30 protein-coding genes and 1 riboswitch are annotated in these 23,894 nt (G+C 42.0%); of the genes, 21 read left to right on the forward strand and 9 right to left on the reverse strand.

Going from position 1 to position 23,894, the window contains the following annotated elements; genetic code table 11:
- Positions 1-64: 64 nt before the first annotated feature.
- Positions 65-835, forward strand: a complete 771-nt coding sequence (locus tag P6709_RS11905) for a class I SAM-dependent methyltransferase (protein ID WP_278241145.1) — start codon at positions 65-67, stop codon at positions 833-835.
- Between the two features lie 82 nt (positions 836-917).
- Here the strand turns inward: P6709_RS11905 and P6709_RS11910 are convergent, their stop codons facing one another.
- Both P6709_RS11910 and P6709_RS11915 read right to left on the reverse strand, forming a co-directional pair.
- Positions 918-1,484, reverse strand: a complete 567-nt coding sequence (locus P6709_RS11910; protein ID WP_278241146.1) for a sugar O-acetyltransferase — start codon at positions 1,482-1,484, stop codon at positions 918-920.
- Positions 1,485-1,505: 21 nt separating this feature from the next.
- Entirely contained in the window at positions 1,506-2,546 is a 1,041-nt protein-coding gene (locus P6709_RS11915) for an NAD(P)-dependent alcohol dehydrogenase (RefSeq protein ID WP_278241147.1), read from the reverse strand.
- Positions 2,547-2,752: 206 nt separating this feature from the next.
- Here P6709_RS11915 and P6709_RS11920 point away from each other — a divergent pair, with 206 nt between their 5' ends.
- The 4 genes from P6709_RS11920 (at position 2,753) to P6709_RS11935 (ending at position 5,522) form a co-directional block, all read left to right on the forward strand.
- Positions 2,753-3,166, forward strand: a complete 414-nt coding sequence (locus P6709_RS11920; protein ID WP_278241148.1) for a MerR family transcriptional regulator — start codon at positions 2,753-2,755, stop codon at positions 3,164-3,166.
- A 241-nt stretch (positions 3,167-3,407) separates the two neighbouring features.
- The gene (locus P6709_RS11925) at positions 3,408-4,037 is read left to right on the forward strand and encodes a hypothetical protein (RefSeq protein ID WP_278241149.1); all 630 of its coding nucleotides are present in this window, start codon (positions 3,408-3,410) and stop codon (positions 4,035-4,037) included.
- Positions 4,038-4,201: 164 nt separating this feature from the next.
- The gene (locus P6709_RS11930) at positions 4,202-5,137 is read left to right on the forward strand and encodes an AraC family transcriptional regulator (RefSeq protein ID WP_278241150.1); all 936 of its coding nucleotides are present in this window, start codon (positions 4,202-4,204) and stop codon (positions 5,135-5,137) included.
- A gap of 16 nt (positions 5,138-5,153) precedes the next feature.
- A complete protein-coding gene (locus P6709_RS11935) occupies positions 5,154-5,522 on the forward strand; it encodes a DUF1761 domain-containing protein (RefSeq protein ID WP_278241151.1) in 369 nt (122 codons plus the stop codon).
- 63 nt (positions 5,523-5,585) lie between these two features.
- Here the strand turns inward: P6709_RS11935 and P6709_RS11940 are convergent, their stop codons facing one another.
- Positions 5,586-6,035, reverse strand: a complete 450-nt coding sequence (locus P6709_RS11940) for a MarR family winged helix-turn-helix transcriptional regulator (RefSeq protein WP_278241152.1) — start codon at positions 6,033-6,035, stop codon at positions 5,586-5,588.
- Positions 6,036-6,141: 106 nt separating this feature from the next.
- Here P6709_RS11940 and P6709_RS11945 point away from each other — a divergent pair, with 106 nt between their 5' ends.
- On the forward strand, positions 6,142-6,558 hold the full coding sequence (locus P6709_RS11945) for an organic hydroperoxide resistance protein (protein WP_278241153.1): 417 nt from the start codon (positions 6,142-6,144) through the stop codon (positions 6,556-6,558).
- 60 nt (positions 6,559-6,618) lie between these two features.
- Here P6709_RS11945 and murJ read toward each other — a convergent pair whose 3' ends face one another.
- Entirely contained in the window at positions 6,619-7,881 is a 1,263-nt protein-coding gene (gene murJ / locus P6709_RS11950) for a murein biosynthesis integral membrane protein MurJ (protein WP_278241154.1), read from the reverse strand.
- Positions 7,859-8,137 (reverse strand): lipid II flippase MurJ, encoded by a 279-nt coding sequence (locus P6709_RS11955; protein ID WP_278241155.1) that lies wholly within the window; start codon positions 8,135-8,137, stop codon positions 7,859-7,861. Before P6709_RS11955 ends, murJ begins: the two co-directional genes overlap by 23 nt.
- 346 nt (positions 8,138-8,483) lie before the next feature.
- Here P6709_RS11955 and P6709_RS11960 point away from each other — a divergent pair, with 346 nt between their 5' ends.
- The 5 genes from P6709_RS11960 (at position 8,484) to P6709_RS11980 (ending at position 11,554) form a co-directional block, all read left to right on the forward strand.
- The gene (locus tag P6709_RS11960; protein WP_278241156.1) at positions 8,484-8,744 is read left to right on the forward strand and encodes a hypothetical protein; all 261 of its coding nucleotides are present in this window, start codon (positions 8,484-8,486) and stop codon (positions 8,742-8,744) included.
- 36 nt (positions 8,745-8,780) lie between these two features.
- Positions 8,781-9,368, forward strand: coding sequence for a hypothetical protein (locus P6709_RS11965; protein WP_278241157.1), 588 nt, complete (start codon positions 8,781-8,783; stop codon positions 9,366-9,368).
- The gene (locus tag P6709_RS11970; RefSeq protein ID WP_278241158.1) at positions 9,365-10,129 is read left to right on the forward strand and encodes an HIRAN domain-containing protein; all 765 of its coding nucleotides are present in this window, start codon (positions 9,365-9,367) and stop codon (positions 10,127-10,129) included. Before P6709_RS11965 ends, P6709_RS11970 begins: the two co-directional genes overlap by 4 nt.
- Positions 10,130-10,310: 181 nt before the next feature.
- Positions 10,311-10,769: a DIP1984 family protein gene (locus P6709_RS11975; RefSeq protein WP_278241159.1), complete on the forward strand. Its 459-nt coding sequence runs from the start codon at positions 10,311-10,313 to the stop codon at positions 10,767-10,769.
- 389 nt (positions 10,770-11,158) lie between these two features.
- The gene (locus P6709_RS11980) at positions 11,159-11,554 is read left to right on the forward strand and encodes a VOC family protein (protein ID WP_278241160.1); all 396 of its coding nucleotides are present in this window, start codon (positions 11,159-11,161) and stop codon (positions 11,552-11,554) included.
- Between the two features lie 267 nt (positions 11,555-11,821).
- On the opposite strand, the gene P6709_RS11985 is transcribed toward P6709_RS11980, so the two are convergent.
- Both P6709_RS11985 and P6709_RS11990 read right to left on the reverse strand, forming a co-directional pair.
- Positions 11,822-12,223: a (deoxy)nucleoside triphosphate pyrophosphohydrolase gene (locus tag P6709_RS11985; protein WP_278241161.1), complete on the reverse strand. Its 402-nt coding sequence runs from the start codon at positions 12,221-12,223 to the stop codon at positions 11,822-11,824.
- A gap of 46 nt (positions 12,224-12,269) precedes the next feature.
- Positions 12,270-12,599 carry a nucleotide pyrophosphohydrolase gene (locus P6709_RS11990; RefSeq protein ID WP_278241162.1) on the reverse strand — a complete coding sequence of 110 codons (330 nt, stop codon included), beginning with the start codon at positions 12,597-12,599 and terminating at the stop codon, positions 12,270-12,272.
- A 162-nt stretch (positions 12,600-12,761) separates the two neighbouring features.
- On the opposite strand from P6709_RS11990, the gene P6709_RS11995 reads away from it, so the two are divergent.
- Positions 12,762-13,898 (forward strand): M50 family metallopeptidase, encoded by a 1,137-nt coding sequence (locus tag P6709_RS11995; RefSeq protein WP_278241163.1) that lies wholly within the window; start codon positions 12,762-12,764, stop codon positions 13,896-13,898.
- A gap of 81 nt (positions 13,899-13,979) precedes the next feature.
- Here the strand turns inward: P6709_RS11995 and P6709_RS12000 are convergent, their stop codons facing one another.
- A complete protein-coding gene (locus tag P6709_RS12000) occupies positions 13,980-14,351 on the reverse strand; it encodes a VOC family protein (protein WP_278241164.1) in 372 nt (123 codons plus the stop codon).
- A gap of 259 nt (positions 14,352-14,610) precedes the next feature.
- Between P6709_RS12000 and P6709_RS12005 the strand changes: the two genes are divergently transcribed.
- The 6 genes from P6709_RS12005 to rbsB are packed head-to-tail and all read left to right on the forward strand — an operon-like array spanning position 14,611 to position 20,228.
- The gene (locus P6709_RS12005; protein ID WP_278241165.1) at positions 14,611-15,582 is read left to right on the forward strand and encodes a LacI family DNA-binding transcriptional regulator; all 972 of its coding nucleotides are present in this window, start codon (positions 14,611-14,613) and stop codon (positions 15,580-15,582) included.
- A gap of 11 nt (positions 15,583-15,593) precedes the next feature.
- A complete protein-coding gene (gene rbsK, locus P6709_RS12010) occupies positions 15,594-16,457 on the forward strand; it encodes a ribokinase (protein ID WP_278241166.1) in 864 nt (287 codons plus the stop codon).
- The gene (gene rbsD, locus P6709_RS12015) at positions 16,450-16,839 is read left to right on the forward strand and encodes a D-ribose pyranase (RefSeq protein WP_278241167.1); all 390 of its coding nucleotides are present in this window, start codon (positions 16,450-16,452) and stop codon (positions 16,837-16,839) included. Before rbsK ends, rbsD begins: the two co-directional genes overlap by 8 nt.
- 17 nt (positions 16,840-16,856) lie before the next feature.
- Complete coding sequence (locus P6709_RS12020) at positions 16,857-18,326, forward strand: sugar ABC transporter ATP-binding protein (RefSeq protein ID WP_442905328.1); 1,470 nt, start codon at positions 16,857-16,859, stop codon at positions 18,324-18,326.
- A gap of 1 nt (position 18,327) precedes the next feature.
- Positions 18,328-19,260 carry an ABC transporter permease subunit gene (locus tag P6709_RS12025; protein ID WP_278241169.1) on the forward strand — a complete coding sequence of 311 codons (933 nt, stop codon included), beginning with the start codon at positions 18,328-18,330 and terminating at the stop codon, positions 19,258-19,260.
- Positions 19,261-19,286: 26 nt separating this feature from the next.
- Entirely contained in the window at positions 19,287-20,228 is a 942-nt protein-coding gene (gene rbsB / locus P6709_RS12030) for a ribose ABC transporter substrate-binding protein RbsB (RefSeq protein ID WP_278241170.1), read from the forward strand.
- A 178-nt stretch (positions 20,229-20,406) separates the two neighbouring features.
- On the opposite strand, the gene P6709_RS12035 is transcribed toward rbsB, so the two are convergent.
- Entirely contained in the window at positions 20,407-20,775 is a 369-nt protein-coding gene (locus P6709_RS12035) for a DUF2294 domain-containing protein (protein ID WP_278241171.1), read from the reverse strand.
- Positions 20,776-21,015: 240 nt separating this feature from the next.
- A riboswitch (cyclic di-AMP (ydaO/yuaA leader) is annotated at positions 21,016-21,158 on the forward strand.
- 851 nt (positions 21,159-22,009) lie between these two features.
- Between P6709_RS12035 and P6709_RS12040 the strand changes: the two genes are divergently transcribed.
- Genes P6709_RS12040 through kdpA form a run of 3 tightly spaced genes read left to right on the forward strand, consistent with a single transcriptional unit; the run spans position 22,010 to position 23,887 of the window.
- Positions 22,010-22,117: a signal peptide protein gene (locus tag P6709_RS12040; protein WP_278241172.1), complete on the forward strand. Its 108-nt coding sequence runs from the start codon at positions 22,010-22,012 to the stop codon at positions 22,115-22,117.
- The gene (locus tag P6709_RS20550; RefSeq protein WP_084215467.1) at positions 22,117-22,194 is read left to right on the forward strand and encodes a potassium-transporting ATPase subunit F; all 78 of its coding nucleotides are present in this window, start codon (positions 22,117-22,119) and stop codon (positions 22,192-22,194) included. The genes P6709_RS12040 and P6709_RS20550 overlap by 1 nt, the downstream gene beginning before the upstream one ends.
- A gap of 31 nt (positions 22,195-22,225) precedes the next feature.
- Positions 22,226-23,887, forward strand: a complete 1,662-nt coding sequence (gene kdpA / locus P6709_RS12045) for a potassium-transporting ATPase subunit KdpA (RefSeq protein ID WP_442905330.1) — start codon at positions 22,226-22,228, stop codon at positions 23,885-23,887.
- Positions 23,888-23,894 lie beyond the last annotated feature (7 nt).

A 23,894-nucleotide genomic window follows, 5' to 3' on the forward strand; every position in this document is an offset into this window, starting at 1 on the left:
TAAGAAAAGTCAGTTAATATGGTAGAATTGACGGTGCTAAGACGAAATAATAAGGAGCCACTACATGTCGTTAGATAATTTTGAAGAATACAATGACCCCGCACTATACGATAAAGAAAATGAGCACTATCTTTCCGAATTGCCCTTTTTACTAAAGTGGGCTTCTAACACGCAGGGAACGATTCTCGATTTAGCCTGCGGCACGGGGAGAGTGACCATTCCGTTAGCTCAGAAAGGATACCGTCTTGCAGGAGTGGATATTCATAGGGGAATGCTGAATGAAGCCGAAAAGAAATCAGCTGTCGCGGGCTTGAACATTGATTGGATCGAGCAGGACTGTACGAAGCTTAATTTAAACTTTAGAAGTCATTTGGTCTATTCTGTCGGCAATTCCTTTCAGCACTTTTTAACAAATGAAGCGCAGGACGGCTTGCTTTCTTCTGTAAATGAGCATTTGGAAACGGACGGCATCTTTATTTTCGGGACAAGGTTTCCAAGCGCTGAGGAGCTGCTTCAGCCGAGTACAGAGGAATATTGGAGAACGTATACGGATCGTGACTTCAAAGTGGATGTTTCGACCCTCAGTCACTATGACGCTCTAAATCAGATCCAGCATTACACTACGATTCGAAAGTTTAAAAACAGTCACGGTGAACTGGTGGATGAGAAGCGCACAAAAATCAGTTTACGATACGTCTTTCCGAAAGAAATGGAACGCATTCTTTACGCAAATGGATTTGATATTGCTGCCGTGTATGAGGACTGGAATGATACACCTGTGACAGATGACAGCATGGAAATGGTTTATGTGTGTAGAAAAGTACGGTCTATTTAAAAAGAGTCTGCTGCCACAAATGGGACAGCAGACCTTTTGTTTCACCCCAATGCAGAGGGTAAGTCATTCCTCAGACTGTGGGTTATTCATTAATTCCCTTTACTTCTTTGGCGGGTACACCGGCCACTACACGATCACCCGGAACATCTTTAGTCACGACTGCGCCTGCGGCAATGATCGAATTATCTCCGATTGTCACACCGGGCAGGATTGTCGCGCTTGAACCGATCCAGACGTTTCTGCCAATGACGACAGGAGAAGAGAAAGTAGTATTCCTCGTTTTTAAGGGAAGACCGTGATTCAATGTGCAGATTGTCACGTTCATGCCGATCATCGATCCATCTCCAATGTGAATCCCGCCCCTGTCCTGGAAAGAACATCCGGTATTGAAAAATACGTTTTTCCCAACGGTAATATTTTTTCCAAAGTCAGTGTGGAATGGGGGAAAACACATAAAAGAAGAATCGACTTTCTTGCCAGTCAGCTCACTGAAAAGCTCCGTAATTTTATCTTTTGAGTGGAAATGAGAATTTAATTTCATTGTGATCTTTTGAGCTTCAAAGCTGCACTGGACCAACAAGTCATGTAAATGCCGATCCTCTCCTGAAATCGGATTCCCTTCCCTGCAAAACGATATGAACTCATCCATTTTCAAGTCAGGTCACCTCGATTACATTGTGCTGATATCAATAACGAAGCGGTATTTAACGTCAGAGTCAAGCACGCGTTTATACGCATGATCGATGTCATCAGCCGAGATGATCTCAATGCTCGGCGCAATGTTGTGCTCTGCACAGAAGTTCAGCATGTCCTGGGTTTCACGGATGCCGCCTATAAGCGAACCGGCGAAGGAGCGGCGGTGAGGAATCAATGAAAAGGCGTTGACTTCCAAGGGCTCTGCAGGTGCTCCGACATTTACAAGAGAGCCATTCAATGCCAGCAGGGACAGATAGGCATTCAGATCAATCTTTGCACTGACCGTATTAATAATCAGGTCAAAGGTGCCGGCAAGCTCGGTAAAGGTATCTTCGTCACTTGTCGCGAAGTAGTTTTTTGCGCCGAATTGCAGACCATCTTCCTTTTTATTGAGCGTACGGGAAAGAACGGTTACTTCTGCTCCCATTGCATGAGCAATTTTCACGGCCATATGACCAAGTCCGCCCATTCCTACTACCGCCACTTTTTTACCAGGTCCCGCATTCCAGTGGTTGAGAGGGGAGAAGGTGGTAATACCCGCGCATAGTAAAGGAGCGGCCTCATCCAATCCGATGCTTTCAGGGATGCTGAGAACAAATTCTTCTGTAACCACGATATGTGTGGAGTAGCCACCCTGAGTCGGTTCACCGTACTTATCGGTTCCGGCATACGTCGGGATATTTCCTTTCAAGCAATATTGTTCTTCTCCTTCACGGCAGTTCTTGCACTCCCCGCAGGAATCCACCATGCAGCCTACGCCTACGCGGTCTCCCACTTTGTATTTGGTCACATTTTCTCCTACATCAGTGACAATTCCTGCAATTTCATGTCCGGGAACAAGAGGGTAGTTTACTTCCCCCCATTCGCCATGTGCAGTATGAATATCAGAATGACAAATGCCGGCAAATTTAATTTCAATCAGTACATCCGTAGTGTCCAATTCACGACGCTTAAGTTCAGCTTCACGAAAATTTTGATCGGGACCGTGTACCGCTCTGGCTTTTGCAGTTACCATATAAAAACCTCCACTTGTTAGTTTAAGAGAAACGGACCTGGAGCAATCTCCTGGTTCCCTGACTCTTGCCCTCAGTCTAAACCCTACAGTTAACTCTAGGTCAAGAATGAACATGCTGAGAATTTTGACAGAGAGAATACGGGCTGATAAGATCATTTCAATACTTATAGTTAACTCGAAATCTACTGTGTAAAAGGAGAAAATGCATGAAAACCTATTCCATCAGTGAAGCAGCAAAATACCTGGATTTAACCGCCTACACCTTGCGCTATTATGATAAAGAAGGATTGATACCCTTTGTGGAGCGAACCGAAAGCGGCACAAGGCGGTTTAAAGAAAAAGACCTTGACGCATTGAGAATGATTGAATGCCTCAAATCAACAGGAATGCCGATAAAAGAAATCAAGCATTTTATCGACTGGTGTTCAGAAGGGGATGCTACATTACAGCAGCGCTATGATATGTTTCTTGAAAGAAAGGCCTGTGTAGAGGCACAGTTAGAAGAAATGAAAAAGACGATTGAAATGATTGAGCACAAATGCCGGTACTATCAAACAGCAGTGGAAGCTGGGACAGAAGACATCCATAAGGGTGCCCGACTGGAGTTTCCTGAGTATTAATGGTCTGATCATCAATGGGGGATTCTATGCAGAAAAGCTAAGAAGACGTCCGTAATAAGCTATTTTAAAACAAAAAATTGGAGGAAAGGTGCCTCCCAAGAGCGTTTCCTAAGAGGATATGCAAATCGCAAGAATGATCTACGTCTGCAAAAAGGTCGGATAGTATGGGCTTTTCACGTAACACTATACTTTCATCCTCCGGCATTTTATACTACTACTATAAAAGAAAGGAGGTAAAAATATGGAACATGATATTTTAAAAGCGATTGCCGAGCTTCAAAAGAATATGGAAAGCCGCTTTGAAAAAGTAGATCATCGCTTTGATGGAATCAATGAGCGTTTGGAAAATCATGATGAGCAATTTACGGGAATCCGCACGCAGCTCAAAGAACACGATGGGCAGTTTATCGGAATCCGCACGCAGTTGAAGGGACATGATGAGCAGTTCACCGGAATCCGCACACAGCTGAAAGAACATGATGAACAGTTTACCGGAATTCGCACACAGCTGAAGGAACACGATGAGCAGTTTACCGGAATCCGCACACAGCTGAAAGAACATGATGAACAGTTTACTGGAATCCGCACACAGCTGAAGGAACATGATGAGCAATTTACCGGAATCCGTTCGCAGTTAAAAGAACACGATGGCCAGTTTACTGGAATCCGCACGCAGCTTAAAGAGAAATTCACAGGGGTTCATACACAGCTTGACCGCATGGAGCATGAGCGTCAGGCAGAAATTATGTCTATGCTTAAACATATTTCCCAAAAACAAGACGTCAATAATCAAAATAATGATTATTTGCTGCACAAAAACCAAGAGCATGATAAAGAAATCTTCCGTTTGAAAAAACACATCCAAAGTTAACTTCACGTAACCCCGCACGTCTTCAAACTTACTCTCCAAATGAACTATTTCATGGTAAAACAGCAGTGATGGCAAGGCTGTTTTACCCATTCAAAAAATTGTGGGTGCAGCCTAAGAATTTTCTGTATGATCAAAACCAATAGAAAAGTTAGCGAGGATTCCATATGCTTTATCATGAAGAACAGCAAAGAATAATGGTGAAAGTAATTGATTATATAGAAGAGCACCTGACAGAAGAGTTGTCTCTGCAGCATTTAGCCTCAAAATCGACGTATTCCACCTTTCATTTTCAGCGGCTGTTTAAAGAGATGATCGGAGAAACGCCAGCTGCGTATGTAAAGCGGATCAGGCTTGAGCATGCGGCTCATATGCTTATTTATGAGCGGCATCGCTCCATTACAGAAATCGGCATGAATTGCGGCTTTTCTTCGTTATCCTACTTTACGTACTCCTTTACAAACTATTTTAAAACGAGCCCGAAAAATTGGAGGAACGGTGCCTACCTTGAACGTTTTCCAAGAGAATATGCAAATCGCAAGAAATCGAAAGTTCTCAGCAGAAAGTTGAAAGCAGACGAGGAGAATGAGTCCTATAATGAATTTAAATGGCTCGATTTAAAAAAGGTGAAGGTGATTCGCCTTCCTGATGCTTATACAATTAATCGCTATCACATTGGCTCATATGTTGAAGGGATTCCTGAGGTATGGGAAGGTCTTTACCGCTGGGGGAAATCAAGAGAAATCATCTCGTCATCCACGCTCATGATCGGCATACCAAGAAACAATCCGTATATTACCCCTCCCGAAAAAAGCTTTTATGACTGCCGGTTGGCGGTATCAGCTGTTGGAAACGAAGATGAAGAGCGTTTTTCGTTTAAAGGGGGAAGATACGTCCTGGTTGAATTTGATGAACCGGTTTGCTATGAGGACCGGGGGACGTTAATTGAGTGTTATTCAGAGCTGTACAGCTACTGGCTGCCGCAATCCGGTTTCCGGTACCTTGGCAATCCCATTGAGCTTATCGAAATGAAGGAGGATGAGGATCAGCTTACACTTCAAACGCGGATCTACGCGATCGCCTTGCCCATCGAGCCTGACTAATTTGGAGGGATCGTATATGATCGCATACAGTTCACCTATTGCCGTGCTTTTTGGGGCAATTCTCTACATTATTTATGGCACAATTTATTATTCCATCCTATTGAAGGATAAAAAGGGACAGAGCACCCCTCCCATTCATTACGTCATTTCTATTGTTATTGCTTTTATCAGTTCATTTCTTATCGGAATTCTGGTTCAAAGCACTGGTGCAGACGGAATGGCTCAGGGTGCACTCATTGGTTTTATCATTGGAGCCATCATCACACTTGTTTATTTTAAAAATTCCCTCTTTGGGCTAATCACGAAAAAGAATTTTACCATTGCAGCAGGGGATCACCTGATCATATTCACCCTGCTTGGAGCGTTACACGGATTTTTTATGTAGTACAGAGGGCAGAGTGAAAAGGGAATGTATAAAAGTGCCCCATTTACTCTGCCCATATCCTTGTCATTCGCAATTTTCCTCGCCCCCGGACAGATCCAGGCGGCAAGCCAATTCGTCCAGCAGTCTTCTGTAACGGATAAATTCTTCTTCATCCAGTCCCAGTACTTCATTAATTTTTGCAGGAATCTCCTGTGCATCCTCTTTTACAGCCCCGCCTTTTTCTGTCAGAGTGATCACAAGCTGACGTTCATCCTCAGGGTTGCGGGTTTTCTTTACATAGCCCATCTCAATTAATTTATTTATTAAAGGCGTCAGCGTTCCGGAATCAAGCTGCAGGCGCTCTCCGATTGATTTTAATGGGATGAAATCCTGTTCCCATAGCACCAGCATGACGAGATATTGGGGGTAGGTCAGGTTGAGGGGTGCCAATAAAGGACGGTACCGCTTGCTTATTTCCTTGGAAATGGCGTAAAACGGAAAGCATAATTGGTTGGATAACGATAATGGATTCAAAAAATCTCCTCCTGAGAGAAACATATAATTTGCAAATAAATTTAAGTTGTGTAAAATTAAATTGTACACAACTTAAATATATCATAGTTTACAGGAGGAATCATGTATGAAGAAACTATTTACTTCAACCGCAACAGCAGTCGGCGGACGTCAGGGACGCGTAACATCAGAAAGCGGCTCATTTGACCTTCCACTGGCTATGCCAATGCCTGGTGCAGACACAAAAGGTGCAAGCAACCCGGAAGAGCTTTTCGCAGCAGGATACGCAGCATGCTTTGATTCAGCTATGAACATCGTGGCGCAGCAAAAAAATATTCAGCACGAAGGCTCTGAAATCACAGCGCATGTATCCCTCAACAAAGGAGACGCAGGCTATATCCTTTCCGTTGAAATGGACGTATTGATTAAAGGAGTAGAAGAAGACGTGGCGCGCCAATTAGTAGAAGAAGGCCACCAGGTATGCCCTTACTCCAACGCAACTCGCGGCAATATGGATGTTAATTTTACGGTTCGTACAGCTTAATTAATAAATGAATGAAGGGGCTGGGACAATGTCCCAGCCCCTTTTTTGAATAAAGAGTTATTAATTTCTTCTTCCTTTCGTAATAAACGATAGTAAAAACCTCACTGTAGAAACCCTTAAAGCAAGGATTGATAGTGTATAGACGGTTGCACCAACCAACGCTGCCGTGGCTGTATTTAAAAGGCTTGGCAGGGATGGGGTAAGTATTCTAAGAGTATACAAGGCTGTCATCATGATAATTACGGATAGTACAATTTTCAACAGATCCATCGTCAGGTCAAGTGAATTAAATCTACCCGTCAACTTAATGAAAAGGTAAAAACTTATAACAAAGTAAATCAAAGCTACTAATGAGGAGGCTAAAGGAATTCCTAAATAGCTATTCAGTGCTTTGGTTAAGAAAAAATTCAAAAAAATGTTCAGCAGTATAGACAGAAGTCCAATTCTTAGAATAATTTGACCTTTTTGCAGAGCGTAAAATCCTTTACTTAGTATAGCCTGCAGACTGAAGAAAAGAACGGAACCTATATAAAAATACGCTACGTTTGTAGTAGCCGCAGTCGCATCCTCTGTAAATTCTCCCCTTTGGTAAATCACCTCAATAATTGAAGGCATCAGCCACACTATACCTGCTAAAGCAGGAAGCAAAATGAGAGACAATAAGGAAAATCCTCTTTGCAGGCCCGACTTAAATAAGTCTGGATTTTTCGCTGACTGAGCTTTTGATAGCATTGGAAAAATAAGAGTCGCAATCGCTACCCCAATTATGGCTTGTGGGAAATGAACCAGGTTTTTAGCATTATTAATATAGGTAACAGCTCCTTCAGGGAATTGACTGGCAAATATATTATCTACTGTTAAATTAATTTGACCTATCATTACGGTAACCGCTACAGGAAAAAACACGATATAAAAATCTTTGATTTCTTTCCAATCCATTTTGCCCTTGAGGGTGTAGGTTCCTTTTTTAATATAGAAAAAAACTTTGATGAGAAGAGACAAAACGGTTCCAGCGACATACCCAAGAGCTATAGAATAAATGCCAAGAGTGTGCGCAAAAAGAACAGTACTTAGGATCGAAGAGCTTATTACTACTATTTGAGAAAGAACTGATATGGTAAAGCGGCTATTCGAATCAAAATATGCTTCTAAAACTGCGTTCATCCCCACTGCTGTGATTGAAGAAAAATAGATGATGGTTAGCAGTACGGCTGCTTCTAATGCTTGAGGATGTAAATCGCCATAGAGAATAGGAATGTAAAGAGGCGCCAAAGCAGCACCCAAAAGAGACAGGAAGATGCTAACTAAAAGAGTACCTTTCATTACCTGAGGATAAATGATAAGGTCCTCTTTCATTTTTTACCGCATCAATGTAAGTGGGTACTAAAGCATTCTTCATACCGGTGTTTAGAAAAAGAATAACCATGTTTGCCATATTAAATGCTACAAAATAGGCATCTGTACTTAAACTGACACCAAAGTAAAAAGAGACTGTCATATCTCTGAGCAATCCCGATATTTTTAAAAATATTGTGGCCATTAAAAAAAGCACACTATATAACCCAAAATTTGATCTCACGTTCAAAACCTCTTCAAAAAGATATATTGTTAGATTCACATAAAGTATTAATGTCTGAATAGTTAAGGTTACTGCGTATATAAAAAGTTCCTGATTAATATTAACACATTTATCCATTTAGGAATGAAGATAAAAAATTTAGCAGCTTTTAAACAGAACAGTTAATAATCAGAAGAATGAATATTTAAGTAATTTAGTTTGGAACACAAATTCTAAGCTTTATAGCAGGTATAATTTTATCAAAGCTTTGAAGGTAAACTCTGTGGAGTTACAGAACTTCATATAGACACCAAAATTTCATGAAATACAAGCAAATGGTTTAAATAAAAGTAAAAGGAGGCTCCATTTGAAAGATATATCAGATTGGCCAATTATAGGGTATGGAGAAAATAGTACGTTAGAAAAATTTGAAACTGTTTCTCCACAAGGGATTCAATACGTAATGAAATTTCCTAGACCATTTGATGGAATGAGAACAAACTGGGAGGATTTTAACGAAGTTATCGCATCAAAAATTGCAAAAATGCTGGATTTGTCATCTGTAAATGCTGAAATGGCTTATTATAAGGGTAGGCGTGGTTGCTTAATGAAACATTTTGGTCAATAAACAAAAGCAGAGGATAGAGAAACCATCGCCTCTCTAATGGCAGCTCAGTTTGAAAGTGAATACGAAAAGTTACATGGCTCGTCTCTTCCCAATCAAGAACGCATGAGAGCTTTTTTACTACTATTTGAACAATTTAAGCATTATAATATTTTGAAGGAAAACTTTGTTTACATGAATTTATTTGATATATTAATTGGCAACCAGGATCGCCACGGTCATAATTGGCAGCTGCTATACAGGCAGGACAAAGTGTTTTCTAGTCCGTTATATGATAATGGTGCATCGTTAGGGTGGCAATTGCCGGATGAGCGATTAAAAATAATTTTAACTTCCCCTGAAGTAATGCATAGATTATATAAAAATACACTATTAAAGATTGGGTTAGACAATAATCAGTCACCTAAAATAAAAGTAACATCTATTTTAGATTATTTATTTACTCAATACCCACAGTACTCAAATCGTTTCTTAGACAAACTTGAAGCTTTTGATATTGATTATTTTGAGGAATACTGCAGTAACTTACCTTTAATTTCAGAAACCAGAAAGAAATTTCTTGTTCAATACATATCATATAGACAGCAACAGATAATAAAAAAACTGAAAGGAGGGTCTGCCAAATGATAAAGCAGAAATCACTTTTATTGATATGGAAGAACAAAAAAAATGATAGCTACTATCATATCGGTACGTTGTCTTTTGACGGCAGCTTTTATACATTTGAATATTCAATAAAAAGTGACTCAACTCGAAATTTAAAAGCTGCAATTGAAAGTGGATATTCACACCATCCGGCATTTCCGGTATTGGACAAGATTTATAAATCAGACCATCTGTTTGAATCATTTAATCGTCGAATACCTGATCGATCGCGAATAGGATACGAAGATTTTATGGGAGAGTTCAATTTATCCTTAAATTCAGATCGAATGGATATACTTCAAGCTACACGTGGCGCATTAGCAAATGATCCTTATACTTTTGAGCCGCCTTTACGCTTGTACAAGGATTCATTACGCGCTTCATTTTTCATAAACGGGATGCGTCACCAGACGTCTATTCATAAATCGTGGATGCACGCAGTGAGCGCTGGAGATCTTTTAAAGTTGGAGTTGGAACCTGATAATATAGTGGATCCTTTTGCAGTGAAAATATTGACCGCCAATAACATTCATTTAGGGTACGTGCCCGGAATCTATAATAAAGCTTTGCACGCCTTGTTAAAACGTAATGTACCGCTTACTCTATTGGTACGTAAAATTCGGCCCGCGTTTTCACCTCAATGGTGGATCGAAGTGCAATTTGAGGCACAAGTGAACGTAAGTGATACAGATTTACTTGAAAAAGCAAATTTACATCATTTACTTCACCGTGAGTCTGCATAAATAAGGAATAGCAAAAAGCGATTGACTCTCTAGGAGGGCTGATTGCTTTTTTAATTTTGAAGACCTAAGAGAAAGTAGAACGTTGATCGCTTATACAACCTTTTATCAATAAAAAAACTGTAAATTCAAAATAGTAATGTTAAAATAAGTAATTAAACAGCAATGGTCAAGGAGGGGTTCGGTGAAACTGGCAGAAGCGTTGATTTTACGAGCGGATTATCAAAAACGAATTGAACAATTGAGGCATCGCCTTATTCAGAATGCGAGAGTTCAGGATGGGGAAGAGCCGAATGAAGACCCTAAGGATCTCCAAAAAGAGCTGCTTCAGATTTTAAAGCAGCTAAAGGAGCTTATTCAGGGAATTAATCGGACAAACCTTACAACCTCTTTTGATGAAGAAAGATCGCTTGCAGATGCATTAACAGAGCGGGAGCTGATTGGACAGGAACGAAGGATTTTCAGTGAGCTTGCTGAACAGGCTTCTGTTCGTCACGACCGGTATTCCCGTACGGAAATCAAGTCCGTGTCCACAATTAATGTGAAGAAAACACAAAAACGGGTGGATGATCTGTCACAGGAATATCGTCAGCTTGATACAAGAATTCAGGAATTAAACTGGTTGACCAGCTTGATTGAGTAGGACAGCCTGCAGGTAGCGATGGAAAAGGCGAGTACCAACCCACCAATGGGAAAATTGGAAGGTAACTTAATGGTACGGGCTTAGGGGCAGCCCTAATGGTTCGAGTCCTGTCTAACACTGACGCCCATTACGGTTACATGATTACAAATGCGCATTTACATTTTACAACCTGGTACTGATTTTCCTATCGTGAGGGAGGGAACGGGGATCTAAACTTTCGGCATTTTGCCGGAAGTTTTTTTAATGAAGAATGTTTGTTATAGATGTTAGCTGCAAATCAAAAAAACCTTTGATTCTATATCATTTTCTGCTTGGCGCTTTCTTCTTTATAAGCTATGATAAGGATGTTAATTTGACGAAATAATCTGAAAATAAAAGGAGGAAAAGGGATGGGAAGACTGGTTCATTTTGAAATTCATGTAGATGATATGGAGAGAGCGAAAAAGTTTTATGGGGAAGCATTTGGCTGGACGTATGAAGACTGGAGTGAATATACGGGGATGCCTTATTTTGGGGCTGTAACGGGCGATGACAGTGAAATGGGGGTAAACGGGGCACTCATGCAGCGTCAGGGTCCTCCACCAGAAGGAAATCAGGCGGTAAATGGATATGCCTGCACCATGATGGTCGAGGACTTTGATCAGACTGAAGAGATCATACTTGCGAATGGCGGCATCGTGGCGTTAGCCAAGCACGCGCTCCCGGGAATGGCATGGCAGGGATATTTTAAAGATACAGAAGGCAATATTTTTGGCATTCATCAGCCGGATGAGCAGGCAAAATAAGGAGGGGACCATCTTTGGATCGATCAAAGATGGCTTTTTAGATTAGCTCTTTATTCTTCTTATACGAGCGCTTAAGCGAGATAAAACTGGATACATACATGAGTAGAAATACTGTCAATAAGAATCCGGCGACTTCCGTCCAGTCACTCCAGGTTGCAGGAAATTGAAAAAAAATAAAGTACAAGCAGACAAAAATCAGAATAAAAGAGAGTGATTTCACAAGAATCATAAAGAAAAAAGCAAAGAGCGGGAGGGCTCCTTGCTTTTTTATGATAGCACCTGCTTCATTACATCCCGAACCGCCGGAAGATCCGCTGGCGCCCAAACGAGTGATTCAAGGTTTTGGCGCGGCAGCCAGATAAGCTTTGAATGCTCGGTTGCCACAGGTGTGCCGCTAACAAGTTCAGCTTTGATTGAGATCAGGTGAATAATGAACGTATCGTACTCGTGTACATTTTCGTTGATGATGTCATGCGCTTTAATGGTGCATAGGAGCTCCTCTTCAATTTCTCTTTCCAGTGCCTCCTGCAACTGTTCACCATTTTCCACTTTGCCGCCTGGGAATTCCCACATATTTGGGATCAGCATGTCGTGAGAGCGCAGTGCGCACAGAATTTCGTCCTTCTCGTTTTCAATAACTGCAGCGACTACTTGGACTGTTTTCTTCATAAAGACAGCTCCTGATCAATAAAATTTATTATGTACATGGTCGCGCTTAACGGGACCTTTCAGCCTGCCTGCTGTTTTTAACAGGATACTTCAATCCGTTCTTCTTAATTTTTTCTCTCACGATTTCCTCCACATCCAAGTTCAGCTCACTGCATAGAGTCAATGAGTAAATCAGGACATCCGCAATTTCTTCTTTAATGTTTTCCATGTTCTGTTCAATGGCTTGCTCGTTACTTCTCCACTGAAAGTCTTCTAACAGCTCTGCTGCTTCTATTGAAATGGAAATGGCGAGGTCTTTTGGATTATGCGATTTATTCCAGTTCCTCTCCTCACGAAATTCATTTATGGCTTGCATCAGATCATCTAATTGAGTCATCCGCTTCAGTCCTTTTTGTTTACTCTTATCCTATCACACTGCTTTTTTAAAAATAGACTTTGTCGAACATTCACGATTTAATGAGATCATTTGAATCTATTTTGGGCGCACGTTCGTATGTAAAAGATCATGATCGTTTATTTCATCAAAAGGGGGTTGAAAATGGAACAACACAGTCAGAAAAAACCAGCGCAAGTACTGCCTAAGCTGGCAGCTAAAGCTGGACAGCTTGCAGGAGGGGCTTTAGTCGGTGTTTTAATTGCTACATATATTATACGAGAAGATGTAGCATTCAGCCTGAATGGTGTGGTCTATCTTTTATTTGTCATGTTATTCAGCATTATTCTCAGTGTCATGATTCATGAGACTGGTCATGCAATCGGCGGGAAGCTTGGCGGCATGGAAGTCATGAATCTTTCCTACGGCCCTTTCGTCTATGCAAAAGTAAACGGAAGGAAGCGGTTTTTCTTCCGGCTTCCGGCACTTGGGTACTTGGGACGTGCAATGATGCGTTTTCCTGAACCGATCCCGGAAAGAGACATGCGAAAAAAGCTGCTTCGATTTATTTATGCAGGCCCGATTTCAAATCTGGTGATCGGTATCCCTGCTGTTGCTGCAGCGTACTTGATTTGGCCGTCTGGCGCTTTGTTGATTTTTGGAGTAATCAATCTATTCTTCGGACTGACAAATCTGGCTAATGTTGAAACGGCAGCCGGTGCTCAAAGCGATGGAAGAGTGATTGCGATGCTGAAAGGAAAAGAGCAGGGAGCTGAAGTGCTTTTGGTTAGCTATCAGCTGCTACAGGAGGATCCTCAGGCGATGGGGCGATGGAGCCGCGAAACGATAGAAAAGACAGTGCGAGTCATTGAACATTTTGAAGACTGGCCGCTCGCCTCTTCTCTTCTTTCCACGATTGGACCTTATTACTATACTTCCAATCCGGAACGCTTTCTTGAACTAACTGAAGGAAGAGTCTTTCAGCCCCGCTCAAAACAAGGGGTTATTCTGCAGGATATGATGGATGTGGCTGCCGCTGCTGGACTCTATTTTGCCGGCAAGCTAAAGGACGAAGAGAATATTGAAGAAAAACTTCAGCTCATCACAGACCGCGAGCCTGTATCCCGGCATCTGCGTGATGCATATTTAGCGATTGTAAGAGATCAAAATGAGAAGGCGCTTGCTGCTCTTGATCAAGTTGAAGCCGCAATTGGCGAGTGGCATCCGCTCTACCTTGAAGGAACCGCGCTGCACCAATTGACAAATGAAATGAGAAACAGGCTTTCATTAGAAACGTATTAAATGTTTCATGTGGAACATTCATTAAATTGAAATTAAAGCATAGGCAGGATGGTTTTTCCTATGCTTTAATCAAAACCAATCCTACCTATGCTGATCCACCAGAATTGGATTGCCATCCGGATCTTCAAGCGTAAAACTCGCAGGTCCCGAACTATTTTCATCTGCCTCGCTTGTCAGCGGTACGCCGGCTTCCTTAAGCTTTTTCTGCAATTCCCGCACATCTGTAAACGAATCAATATCCGCAGCATCCTGATCCCATCCAGGATTAAAGGTAAGCATGTTTTTTTCGAACATCCCCTGAAATAACCCAATCACGGTTTGTCCATTCTTTAAGATCAGCCAATTCTGCTCGATATTGCCTCCCAAATCTTCAAAACCAAGCTTTTCATAAAATGCCTTTGACGCGCGGATATCCTTTACATTTAAACTGATTGAAAAAGCACCTAATTGCATGTAGATCGCTCCTTTTCATAATAAAAATAGTCTCTTCTTAACCTAGTTCAACGTAAGAGTGGAGAATCCTGCATCATGATAGCAGTTTTACTAGATATGATAAGCTGTCCGAATTTTATCCGTTCAATCATTTCCTTCTTGACAGCACAATTTAAACCCTGTACACTGCATGTAACCGGTTACACAGGTCGAATCGAAATGTAACCCTTTTTAATAAATCAATATGTAACCGATTACATAAATGGCAGGATGTGATGAAATGGCAACGATCAAACAGGTGGCGCAAGAAGCTGGAGTGTCAGTGGCTACTGTGTCGCGGGTACTGAATGATAAAGGTTATGTTCACGAGGACACGCGCAAAGCTGTACGTAAGGCGATTGAAGATTTAGATTACAATCCCAACAGTGTTGCGAGAAGTCTTTTTAAGAAAACGTCCAATACGATTGGCCTTTTAATTCCCGATATTACAAACCCATTCTTTCCGCAGCTTGTACGAGCGGTAGAGGACGTCATGTATCCGAAAGGGTATACGACGATCCTGTTTAACAGTGATGAAAATATACAACATGAACTCGACTACTTAAAAGGAATGACTTCAAAGTATATTGACGGTTTTATTATCGTTTCAAATACTCTTAAGTGGGAGCATCTTGCGCCATTAAACGTGCCAGTTGTCGCATTAGACCGCCATATTGATGACAAAATTCCCTCCGTCACGATAGATAATTATGAAAGCAGCCGCAGAGCGCTGGAGTTTCTGGTCGACAGAGGATGCAAAAGAATTGCCCATTTAGCAGGTCCTTCTCATGTGTTTACTTCAGGTGAGAGAAGGAGAGCCTATCAAGACTTTATGAATGAAGAAGGACTGGATTCCATCATTCAGCAAGGAGCCTACGAGCTTCAGAGCGGCATGTTAAATACGATGCAGCTGTTAACTAAAGACAAGCAGATCGATGCTATTTTTGCCGGCAATGATGTGATGGCGATCGGTGCTTTAAAAGCAGCCGCCAAACTTGGTATTAAAGTGCCTAAAGAACTCTCTGTCATGGGCTTTGATGGTGTTGAGTGGGGCACAGCAGTCACGCCGGAATTAACCACTATGCAGCAGCCTATTTATCAAATTGGAAAAAAAGCAGCAGAAATGCTGTTGAAGCGGCTTGAGAATCCTAAAGTGTCTGCGGAGCATGTGAGGTTGAATGCTGAATTAACCATTAGACAATCAACAATATAAGGAGTGATCACATGATTACAGTTGCAGGCAGTTTAAATATTGACCTCGTGACAGAGGCAGAGAGATTTCCGCTTCCGGGAGAAACCATTCTGGGTTCGGGTTTCTCCACTGTCTTTGGCGGAAAAGGAGCGAACCAGGCCGTTGCAGCATCCAGGCTTGGAAGTGAAGTAAAGATGGTGGGTCGTGTAGGAAATGATCTATATGGAGAGAGCTATGTAGCGCATTTAACAAAAGAAAAGATTGATGTGTCTGATGTGAAACCGGTTACACATTTACCCACAGGCACCGCTTCTATTGTTGTAGCGGAGCAGGACAACCAAATAATCGTAGTGGCAGGAGCTAATAGCGAAGTCACCCCTGCGTATGTGAAGGATGCGATGAATGAGCTGGAAAAAGGCATCCTGCTTGTTCAGTTAGAAATTCCGGATGATGCTGTTGAGCAAGCAATGAAAGCGGCAAAGGAAAAAGGGTGGATCGTTATTTTGAATCCCGCTCCGTTCAAGCCGCTTCCTGCTCTATGGTGGCAGCTGGCAGATTACGTAACACCCAATGAACATGAGGCAGCGGCTCTTCGAAAGGAAAACGATTTTTTAGAAGTCTATAATGAAAAATTAATTATAACCAGAGGCAGTGAAGGGGCAAGCTTTTTCGAAAACGGCAAAGAAGTACACATTCCTGCACCAAAGGTTCATCCAGTTGATACGACAGGTGCCGGGGATACGTTTAACGGAGGACTGGCAGCATTCCTGGATCAAGGATTTGAATTAAGGGAAGCTGTTGAGAAGGCTGTGAAAGCAGCGAGTATATCTATTACATCGCTTGGCGCACAAAGTGCAATGCCGACCATAGAGCAGCTGGGGGATAGCCATGCGTAAAAGTCGTTTCTTAAACAGTGAGATAACAAAAGTTCTTGCGGACATTGGCCACACCGATACCATCGTGATTGCAGACTGCGGCCTCCCTATTCCTGATGGTGTGAAAAAGATAGACTTGTCTCTCACATTGGGAGTTCCTGCAATAGATGTGGTCATAAAAGCGGTGGTAGATGAAATGGAAGTGGAGAAAGTGACGATCGCTGAAGAAGCAGAAGTAAGAAATGAAGCGTTCAGCCAATTTGCCAACGCCCGTTTCCACTCCATAGAAAAGGTCTCGCATGAAGTATTTAAGCAACAGACGAAGTCGGCAAAAGCAGTAATCAGAACGGGAGAACATACGCCATACGCAAACATAATTCTGCATGCGGGGGTGATCTTTTGAGCAGCTCGATCATTGAAATGAATGGGATCCATAAAGCATTTGGGCAAGTACATGTGCTTAAAGGGGTTTCATTTGATTTAAAGAGTGGTGAAATTCATGCTTTGATGGGAGAAAATGGTGCCGGCAAATCGACGTTAATGAAGATATTGACCGGGATTCATTCAAAAGACCAGGGCGATATCACGTATAAAGGCAAGGAAATTACATTTAAAAGTCCTAAGGAAGCTGAAAAAGCCGGAATCAGTGTGATTCATCAGGAGCTGAACATTATTCCTGAACTGACGGTGGCTGAAAATTTCTTTTTAGGCAAAGAGAAAACGGCGGGAAAGACGGGCATTTTAAAAAACAAAGTGATGAATGAAGAAGCGAAAGCATGGTTAATGGAGCTGGGCATTAAGCTGGACCCTAAAAAGCCTGCTTCTGATTGCTCTGTTGGTCAGCAGCAAATGATTGAAATTGCCAGAGCAGTATCGGCAAACAGTGAGGTGCTGATCATGGATGAACCCACCGCCGCGCTCACAAAAAAGGAAATTGATGTCTTGTTTAATGTGATGGGCGGTTTGAAGAAAAAGGGCGTGGCCATTGTGTATATTTCACATCGTATGGAAGAAATTTTTACGATGTGCGACCGGATTACCGTATTAAGAGACGGGGCTTCCGTTGGGACCAGAGTTATAAATCAAACAGACTTTCAGGAAGTAGTCAAAATGATGGTGGGACGAGAGCTTGGTGAGCAATTTCCTGAGAGAAAAGGAATGCCGGGGAAAGTCAGACTTACCGTAGACAATTTATCTTCTTCAACTGGAGTGAAGTCGGTGTCATTTGACTTGAGAGAAGGAGAAATTTTAGGTGTGGCGGGACTGATGGGGGCTGGCAGAACAGAGCTGATGAGGGCTTTGTTTGGAGCAGATAAAAGCTCAGGTGTCATTCAAATTGAAGGAAAAACCCTTAAAAAGCCATCTCCGAAAAAGTCAATCCGTGCAGGCATGGCTTTTGTTACGGAGGATAGGAAAGGGGAAGGGCTTATTCTGAACCAAACCGTTAGGGAGAATCTCTCAACTGCTCAGCTTAATCAGCTTTCAAAATGGAGTTTGCTCCGCATAAAAAAGGAACAGGCATCAGCAACGGACTTGATTGAGCGTCTAAGAATTAAAACGTCAGGGATGGAGCAGGAAGCAAAGTCACTTAGTGGAGGGAATCAGCAGAAAATTGTGATCGGCAAGTGGCTGGCGACTAACCCATCTGTACTGATTCTCGACGAACCGACAAGAGGAGTGGATGTCGGGGCGAAAAAAGAAATCTATCAAATCATGAATGATCTTACCGTAAAAGGTGTTTCGATCATTATGGTGTCATCAGAGCTCCCGGAAATTCTTGGTATGTCAGACCGGATACTCGTCATGCATGAAGGAAAGGTTACTTCTATCATGGACAGAGCCGGAGCAGACCAGGAGAAAATTATGACGGCAGCGACAGGAGGAGAGTAAGGTGAAAAACACAGGTATTATCCAAAAAATAGGTCCATTTCTTGGTTTAATCTTAATTATTGCTGTGTTATCTATTTTAAGTCCCAGCTTTCTTGACCTTAATAATATTCTAAACATTTTAAGGCAGGTTTCGATTAATGCCCTAATAGCATTTGGGATGACGTTTATTATTTTAACAGGGGGAATTGATTTGTCAGTCGGCTCGATGCTGGCACTCGGCGCAGCATTGACAGCCGGCGCGATGACAGCCGGATTTGATCCTATTCTGGCAATTCTGATTGGTTTACTGATCGGGGCGGCGATGGGGGCATTTAATGGCCTGATCATTACAAAAGGAAAAGTTGCCCCGTTTATTGCGACCTTGGCCACCATGACGATTTATCGGGGACTGACACTTGTGTACACAGAAGGACGTCCGGTTACAGGCTTGTCTGATGCGTTTTCATTTCAAATGATTGGGAAAGGTTATGTGTTCGGCATCCCCTTCCCTGTCGTTACCATGTTTCTAGCATTTGGTATTTTATGGTTCATTCTTAAGAAAACGACGTTTGGCCGAGGTGTGTATTCAGTTGGAGGCAACGAAGAGGCGTCAAGGCTTGCCGGGTTAAATGTTGACCGAATTAAGATAGGTGTTTACACCTTAACGGGTGTGCTTAGTGTACTCGCTGGAATCATTCTGACTTCCCGATTAAACTCTGCTCAGCCAACAGCAGGAACAGCATATGAGCTTGATGCGATTGCAGCAGTTGTATTGGGGGGAACAAGCCTGACTGGCGGTCGTGGATGGATAGTGGGTACTTTAATTGGTGCTTTGATTATAGGAGTTCTGAATAATGGTTTGAATTTAATGAACGTTTCTTCTTTTTATCAGCAAGTGGTAAAAGGCGGCGTTATTCTGCTGGCAGTCCTGCTGGATCGGAAGAAAGCTGCTTAATAATAAATACAGAGGAGTGTTAGAAAATGAAAAAAAATTCTCTATTAGTGGTAATGCTGATTATGTCTCTAGTTTTAGCTGCGTGTTCGCTTGATTCGCCCGGTTCTGATAGTGAAGACGACGGAAGCGATGAAGGAAACGGGAGCAGTGAAAATGGAGGTGCGATCGGATTTTCGATTTCTACTTTGAATAATCCGTTTTTTGTAACACTATCAGAAGGTGCTGAGGCTCAGGCTGAAGAAGCAGGAATGGACATTACTGTAGTGGATGCTCAGGATGATCCTGCAAAACAAATAAGCGATATTGAGGATTTAATTCAGCAAGATGTAGATTTGATACTTGTGAATCCGACCGATTCTGCTGCAATAGCATCTGCAATTGAGTCTGCTAATAGCTCAGATATTCCAGTTATTACAGTAGACCGAAGTGCAGAGGGCGGAGAAGTGGTGACACATATTGCCTCTGATAATGTGGAAGGCGGACGACTTGCAGGCAACTTTATTATTGAAGAGCTTGGTGGATCAGGAAATGTTGTGGAGCTTGAAGGGATCGCCGGATCTTCAGCTGCTCGTGAACGGGGAGAAGGTTTCAATGAAGTTGTCAATGAAAGTGAAATTGAAATCGTCGCAAATCAGACCGCAAATTTTGACCGTGCTGAAGGACTTTCTGTTATGGAAAACATCATTCAAAGCGGTGCAGAATTTGATGCAGTATTTGCCCACAATGATGAAATGGCATTGGGCGCAGTAGAAGCACTCGAAGCAGCAGGCATGTCAGATGTAATCGTTGTTGGTTTTGACGCCACAGAGGATGCAGTGGCCGCAGTAGAAGCTGGAACAATGGCAGCTACAGTTGCACAGAAACCTGATGAAATCGGAATGAGTGCCATTGAAACAGCACAAACCGTTTTGGATGGAGAAACGGTGGAAGAATTCGTACCCGTAGAACTGGAACTGATTACTCAATAAGCTAATGAGAGTGGTCTGCACCATCTAAGTAATGCAGTCGATGAATTCATAAAATACCTCCGAGTCAGTGCATGATGTACTGAAATCGGAGGTGTTTTGAATTTATTATATGAATTTTTGAATATTTTTTATGATTAAGCAAAATAATTCCATATGTTTAGCGCAGTTGTAGCCACATTTATTGCTCCATTGTTTTTTCCAGGTTCTTGTCGAGTACAAACACTTCCATCCGTTCACCTGTTTTTGTACTAATATCACTGTGGCTTGACAGAACCTTGCAGCCCGTATGCATTTCAACGATTTCTTCAATATTTGTACTATACATTTCTCTTAAGACCTGGCGCATCTGTTTTACAAGCTTTCTTCCAGTATCATGCTCCACCAGGTGTTTTTCTTCCACTGTCAGCACACCTTTAAATCTCGCAATCACCATGTCCTCTACAATATAGGTTCTGGTTTCCTGTGGACCGCGGCCGATCAGTTCTCTTTGCATTTTTATAAATGCTTCACTTAATTCGGCTTCTAATCTTCTTTTAGAAGATTTCATCTTTTTTCCTCCTCAATCGATACGATGGTCAATTTCAAGGCTTATGTTACTGAGAGGTTAAAAAGATGTCAATAAAAAATATAAATTTTAAAATTTGAAGAAAAAGATTGTCTCAGTTAGTAATCGGTAGATAAATAACCTTTTTATAGTTCAAACGGTTAAATACAGTCGATTATAGGTTTTTTTAGGAATTTACAATGTCTTGAGGCAGGAGTAATATATTGCTCGTAAGCAACACCTAAATATTTTCGGCCAAATCTCGGTAACGAGAACGGAGGACCCAATCAACTGGGGTTTATTCTACATTTGTAGAAGGGATGAGAGTCAAACTCTTTCGCCATCCTACCCGTCAGCTAACTTCGTCGGCTAAAGCGAAGGAGGTCATAAAGACCACCTTTTTCAGGGGGCTTTTTATGTTGTTCTAAACAGCATAAGGGGCAGCTTGACTAATAAGTAGGTCTTTTTATTATGCCTATTTTGAAAAAGTGAACATGGAAGACAGAATGCATAGAAGGCTGTTTCAGCTGGCTAGGCGTTAAGTAGGCCAATGTGTGCTTTTTCTCCAGATGAACAAGAGTTATTTGATCAATTCATTCTTCATGAATGCTGATTGATCCGTGCTCTTGTCTATTGTCGGGGGGAAAAGTAAGCATTGGTCTATTTTTGTTTTCTGAATTTGGGTCTTTTTTACAAAGGAGACCTATTGGATGAAATTGGACGCTGCATTTATTCCAGGACTTTTATTGGCATGAATGAATCTATCGCTTCAGATATGGGAGGTGCTGCAAAAGAAAGGAGGACATCATGTTCACATTGGAGCGGCCAAAAGATACTCCATTAGTTTTGATACCTACTAGCGAAATACTGAACGAGATAGTGATTGATCTGGCAGTTTCGCTGTCCTGCTGTTTTCTTTCCCCAAATTCCCTCATTACGGAAAGTTTGAAGGAGAGAGGGTTCCAGGAAGTGATCGAGTTTTGCCAAGATGATCGGTGCTTGCTGCTTGATGACCATTTCAGTAAGGTCATTGTTTTTGAGAGTCATATTCTGAATACATGCGAGACCATGAGAATCATAAAAAACAGCACCTGTGCACCTGTTTTTATCATTGCTTCACCGGCACCTCACAGGTACCCTGTAAGCCTTTATTACTCAATGGGTGCCACGTATGTGGTGTACACAAAAAGCAGATATATCTCATGTTTTTTAAGATAAAGTCAGGAGGTTTTTTACCATGTTGGATGTCGTTATGATCGGGCTTTTCGTAATCCTCCCATCCCTTATGCTGGGATTGGCAAATTGGTCTTCCGCGTTAGTGGATCAAGGAAGTGAGAAGTTCTGATGATCTTTTTACTCGGTGTTACCGCAGTTATTACATTGTACTTATTTTATGTCTTGCTTAATCCAGAGAAATTTTAATTAGTTGGAGGAATATTAGGTGATTACAACAATTCTATCGATCTTCATTACACTGGCAGTGATGGTGCTGATTGCTAAGCCTTCAGGAATCTACTTGGCAAAAGCATTTGATTATAAAAAAACACGACTGGATAAAGTGTTTGGTCCATTTGAAAATCTGCTCTTCAAGTTAAGCGGTATTAAAAAAGTCAATCAGAGTTGGAAGCAATACGCATTGGCGTTAATCCTGGCTAACGGGTTCATGATCGTACTGGTTTATCTGGTCTTTAGACTTCAAGGTGTCCTGCCGCTGAACCCCAGTGGGAATCCGGGTATGGAGCCGACACTTGCCTTTAATACGGCTATCAGCTTTATGACTAATACAAATCTGCAGCATTATAGTGGTGAGTCGGGTCTTTCTTATATGGGGCAGATGATCGGAATTCTATTCATGATGTTTGCTGCACCAGGAACGGCCCTTGCGGTTGCCATCGCGTTTGTAAGAGGGCTTTCTGGTAGAGAAATTGGAAACTTTTTTGTGGATTTATTCAGAGCTATCACACGTGTGCTTATGCCGGCTGCTCTTGTGACAGGATTGATTTTTGTGGCGCTTGGCGTTCCACAGACATTAGAGCCTTCTATAACAGCGGAAACAATTGAAGGCACTGCACAGGAAATTGCACGCGGTCCTGTTGGAACGTTTTTATCGATTAAGGAGCTTGGAAATAACGGTGGTGGTTTTTTTGGCGTCAATTCTGCACATCCTTTTGAGAATCCAAATGCGATCAGTAATTTCATTCAAATTCTTTTAATGTTTCTGCTGCCGGCTGCCTTACCGTTTACGTATGGAAAAATGGTCGGTAATTTCAAGCAGGGGCGCGTTCTCTTTGTCTCTATGTTAATGGTTTTTATTGTGTTCCTGTCAACAGCTTTGTTCTATGAATATCAAGGAAACCCAGCATTGAATGCATTAGGAATTGACACAGAACAAGGCAGTATGGAAGGGAAAGAAGTCCGGTTTGGAACAGGTCAATCTATCTTTTATGCACTGGTTACAACTGCTACTGAAACAGGGGCTGTTAACACTATGCATGATACGTTAACGCCTATTGGAGGGATGCTTGCTCTTTCCAATATGTTACTGAACACCGTTTTTGGCGGTGTAGGTGCAGGCTTCATTAACGTTATGATGTACGCAATGATTGCTGTCTTCCTGTCAGGGTTAATGGTAGGACGTACACCTGAGTTCCTTGGGAAAAAAATAGAGGGCAGAGAAATGAAGCTGATTGCCATCACGATGCTGATGCAGCCGCTCTTAATTTTAGGGGCATCTGCAGCGGCGCTTTATACACCTCTTGGGACAGCAGCAATCTCTAACAGTGGTTTTCATGGAGTTTCACAGGTGGTTTATGAATATACCTCCTCAGCTGCAAATAATGGATCAGGGTTTGAAGGCCTTGGGGATGCGACACCGTATTGGAATATCACCACAGGAATCGTGATGTATTTGGGAAGATTCTTTGGTCTTGTCACAATGTTAGCTGTTGCAGGTTCATTGGCATCTAAAAAGCTTGTTCCTGAGACCGTAGGAACATTCCGCACGGATACACCTTTATTTGGAGTGATCCTGGTTGGCACCTTCTTTATTGTGGGAGCACTAACCTTTTTCCCAACTCTCGTATTGGGGCCAGTAGCAGAATACCTGACATTGTAGATAGGAG

It is taken from the genome of Jeotgalibacillus sp. ET6 (genome assembly GCF_029667115.1).
Lineage (GTDB): Bacteria > Bacillota > Bacilli > Bacillales > Jeotgalibacillaceae > Jeotgalibacillus.

Excerpts from the sequence above, each read along its gene's own strand:
- P6709_RS11930 (WP_278241150.1), top strand. The coding sequence starts at position 4,202 with ATGCTTTATCATGAAGAACAGCAAAGAATAATGGTGAAAGTAATTGAT.
- rbsB (WP_278241170.1), top strand. The coding sequence starts at position 19,287 with ATGAAAAAAAATTCTCTATTAGTGGTAATGCTGATTATGTCTCTAGTT.
- P6709_RS12020 (WP_442905328.1), top strand. The coding sequence starts at position 16,857 with ATGAATGGGATCCATAAAGCATTTGGGCAAGTACATGTGCTTAAAGGG.
- P6709_RS11910 (WP_278241146.1), bottom strand. The coding sequence starts at position 1,484 with ATGGATGAGTTCATATCGTTTTGCAGGGAAGGGAATCCGATTTCAGGA.
- P6709_RS11990 (WP_278241162.1), bottom strand. The coding sequence starts at position 12,599 with ATGACTCAATTAGATGATCTGATGCAAGCCATAAATGAATTTCGTGAG.
- P6709_RS11925 (WP_278241149.1), top strand. The coding sequence starts at position 3,408 with ATGGAACATGATATTTTAAAAGCGATTGCCGAGCTTCAAAAGAATATG.
- P6709_RS11965 (WP_278241157.1), top strand. The coding sequence starts at position 8,781 with ATGGCAGCTCAGTTTGAAAGTGAATACGAAAAGTTACATGGCTCGTCT.
- P6709_RS11985 (WP_278241161.1), bottom strand. The coding sequence starts at position 12,223 with ATGAAGAAAACAGTCCAAGTAGTCGCTGCAGTTATTGAAAACGAGAAG.
- P6709_RS12035 (WP_278241171.1), bottom strand. The coding sequence starts at position 20,775 with ATGAAATCTTCTAAAAGAAGATTAGAAGCCGAATTAAGTGAAGCATTT.
- P6709_RS11945 (WP_278241153.1), top strand. The coding sequence starts at position 6,142 with ATGAAGAAACTATTTACTTCAACCGCAACAGCAGTCGGCGGACGTCAG.
- P6709_RS11970 (WP_278241158.1), top strand. The coding sequence starts at position 9,365 with ATGATAAAGCAGAAATCACTTTTATTGATATGGAAGAACAAAAAAAAT.
- P6709_RS12040 (WP_278241172.1), top strand. The coding sequence starts at position 22,010 with ATGTTGGATGTCGTTATGATCGGGCTTTTCGTAATCCTCCCATCCCTT.
- P6709_RS12005 (WP_278241165.1), top strand. The coding sequence starts at position 14,611 with ATGGCAACGATCAAACAGGTGGCGCAAGAAGCTGGAGTGTCAGTGGCT.
- rbsD (WP_278241167.1), top strand. The coding sequence starts at position 16,450 with ATGCGTAAAAGTCGTTTCTTAAACAGTGAGATAACAAAAGTTCTTGCG.
- rbsK (WP_278241166.1), top strand. The coding sequence starts at position 15,594 with ATGATTACAGTTGCAGGCAGTTTAAATATTGACCTCGTGACAGAGGCA.
- P6709_RS12000 (WP_278241164.1), bottom strand. The coding sequence starts at position 14,351 with ATGCAATTAGGTGCTTTTTCAATCAGTTTAAATGTAAAGGATATCCGC.
- P6709_RS11980 (WP_278241160.1), top strand. The coding sequence starts at position 11,159 with ATGGGAAGACTGGTTCATTTTGAAATTCATGTAGATGATATGGAGAGA.
- P6709_RS20550 (WP_084215467.1), top strand. The coding sequence starts at position 22,117 with ATGATCTTTTTACTCGGTGTTACCGCAGTTATTACATTGTACTTATTT.
- P6709_RS11915 (WP_278241147.1), bottom strand. The coding sequence starts at position 2,546 with ATGGTAACTGCAAAAGCCAGAGCGGTACACGGTCCCGATCAAAATTTT.
- P6709_RS11995 (WP_278241163.1), top strand. The coding sequence starts at position 12,762 with ATGGAACAACACAGTCAGAAAAAACCAGCGCAAGTACTGCCTAAGCTG.
- murJ (WP_278241154.1), bottom strand. The coding sequence starts at position 7,881 with ATGAAAGGTACTCTTTTAGTTAGCATCTTCCTGTCTCTTTTGGGTGCT.
- P6709_RS11935 (WP_278241151.1), top strand. The coding sequence starts at position 5,154 with ATGATCGCATACAGTTCACCTATTGCCGTGCTTTTTGGGGCAATTCTC.
- P6709_RS11905 (WP_278241145.1), top strand. The coding sequence starts at position 65 with ATGTCGTTAGATAATTTTGAAGAATACAATGACCCCGCACTATACGAT.
- P6709_RS11920 (WP_278241148.1), top strand. The coding sequence starts at position 2,753 with ATGAAAACCTATTCCATCAGTGAAGCAGCAAAATACCTGGATTTAACC.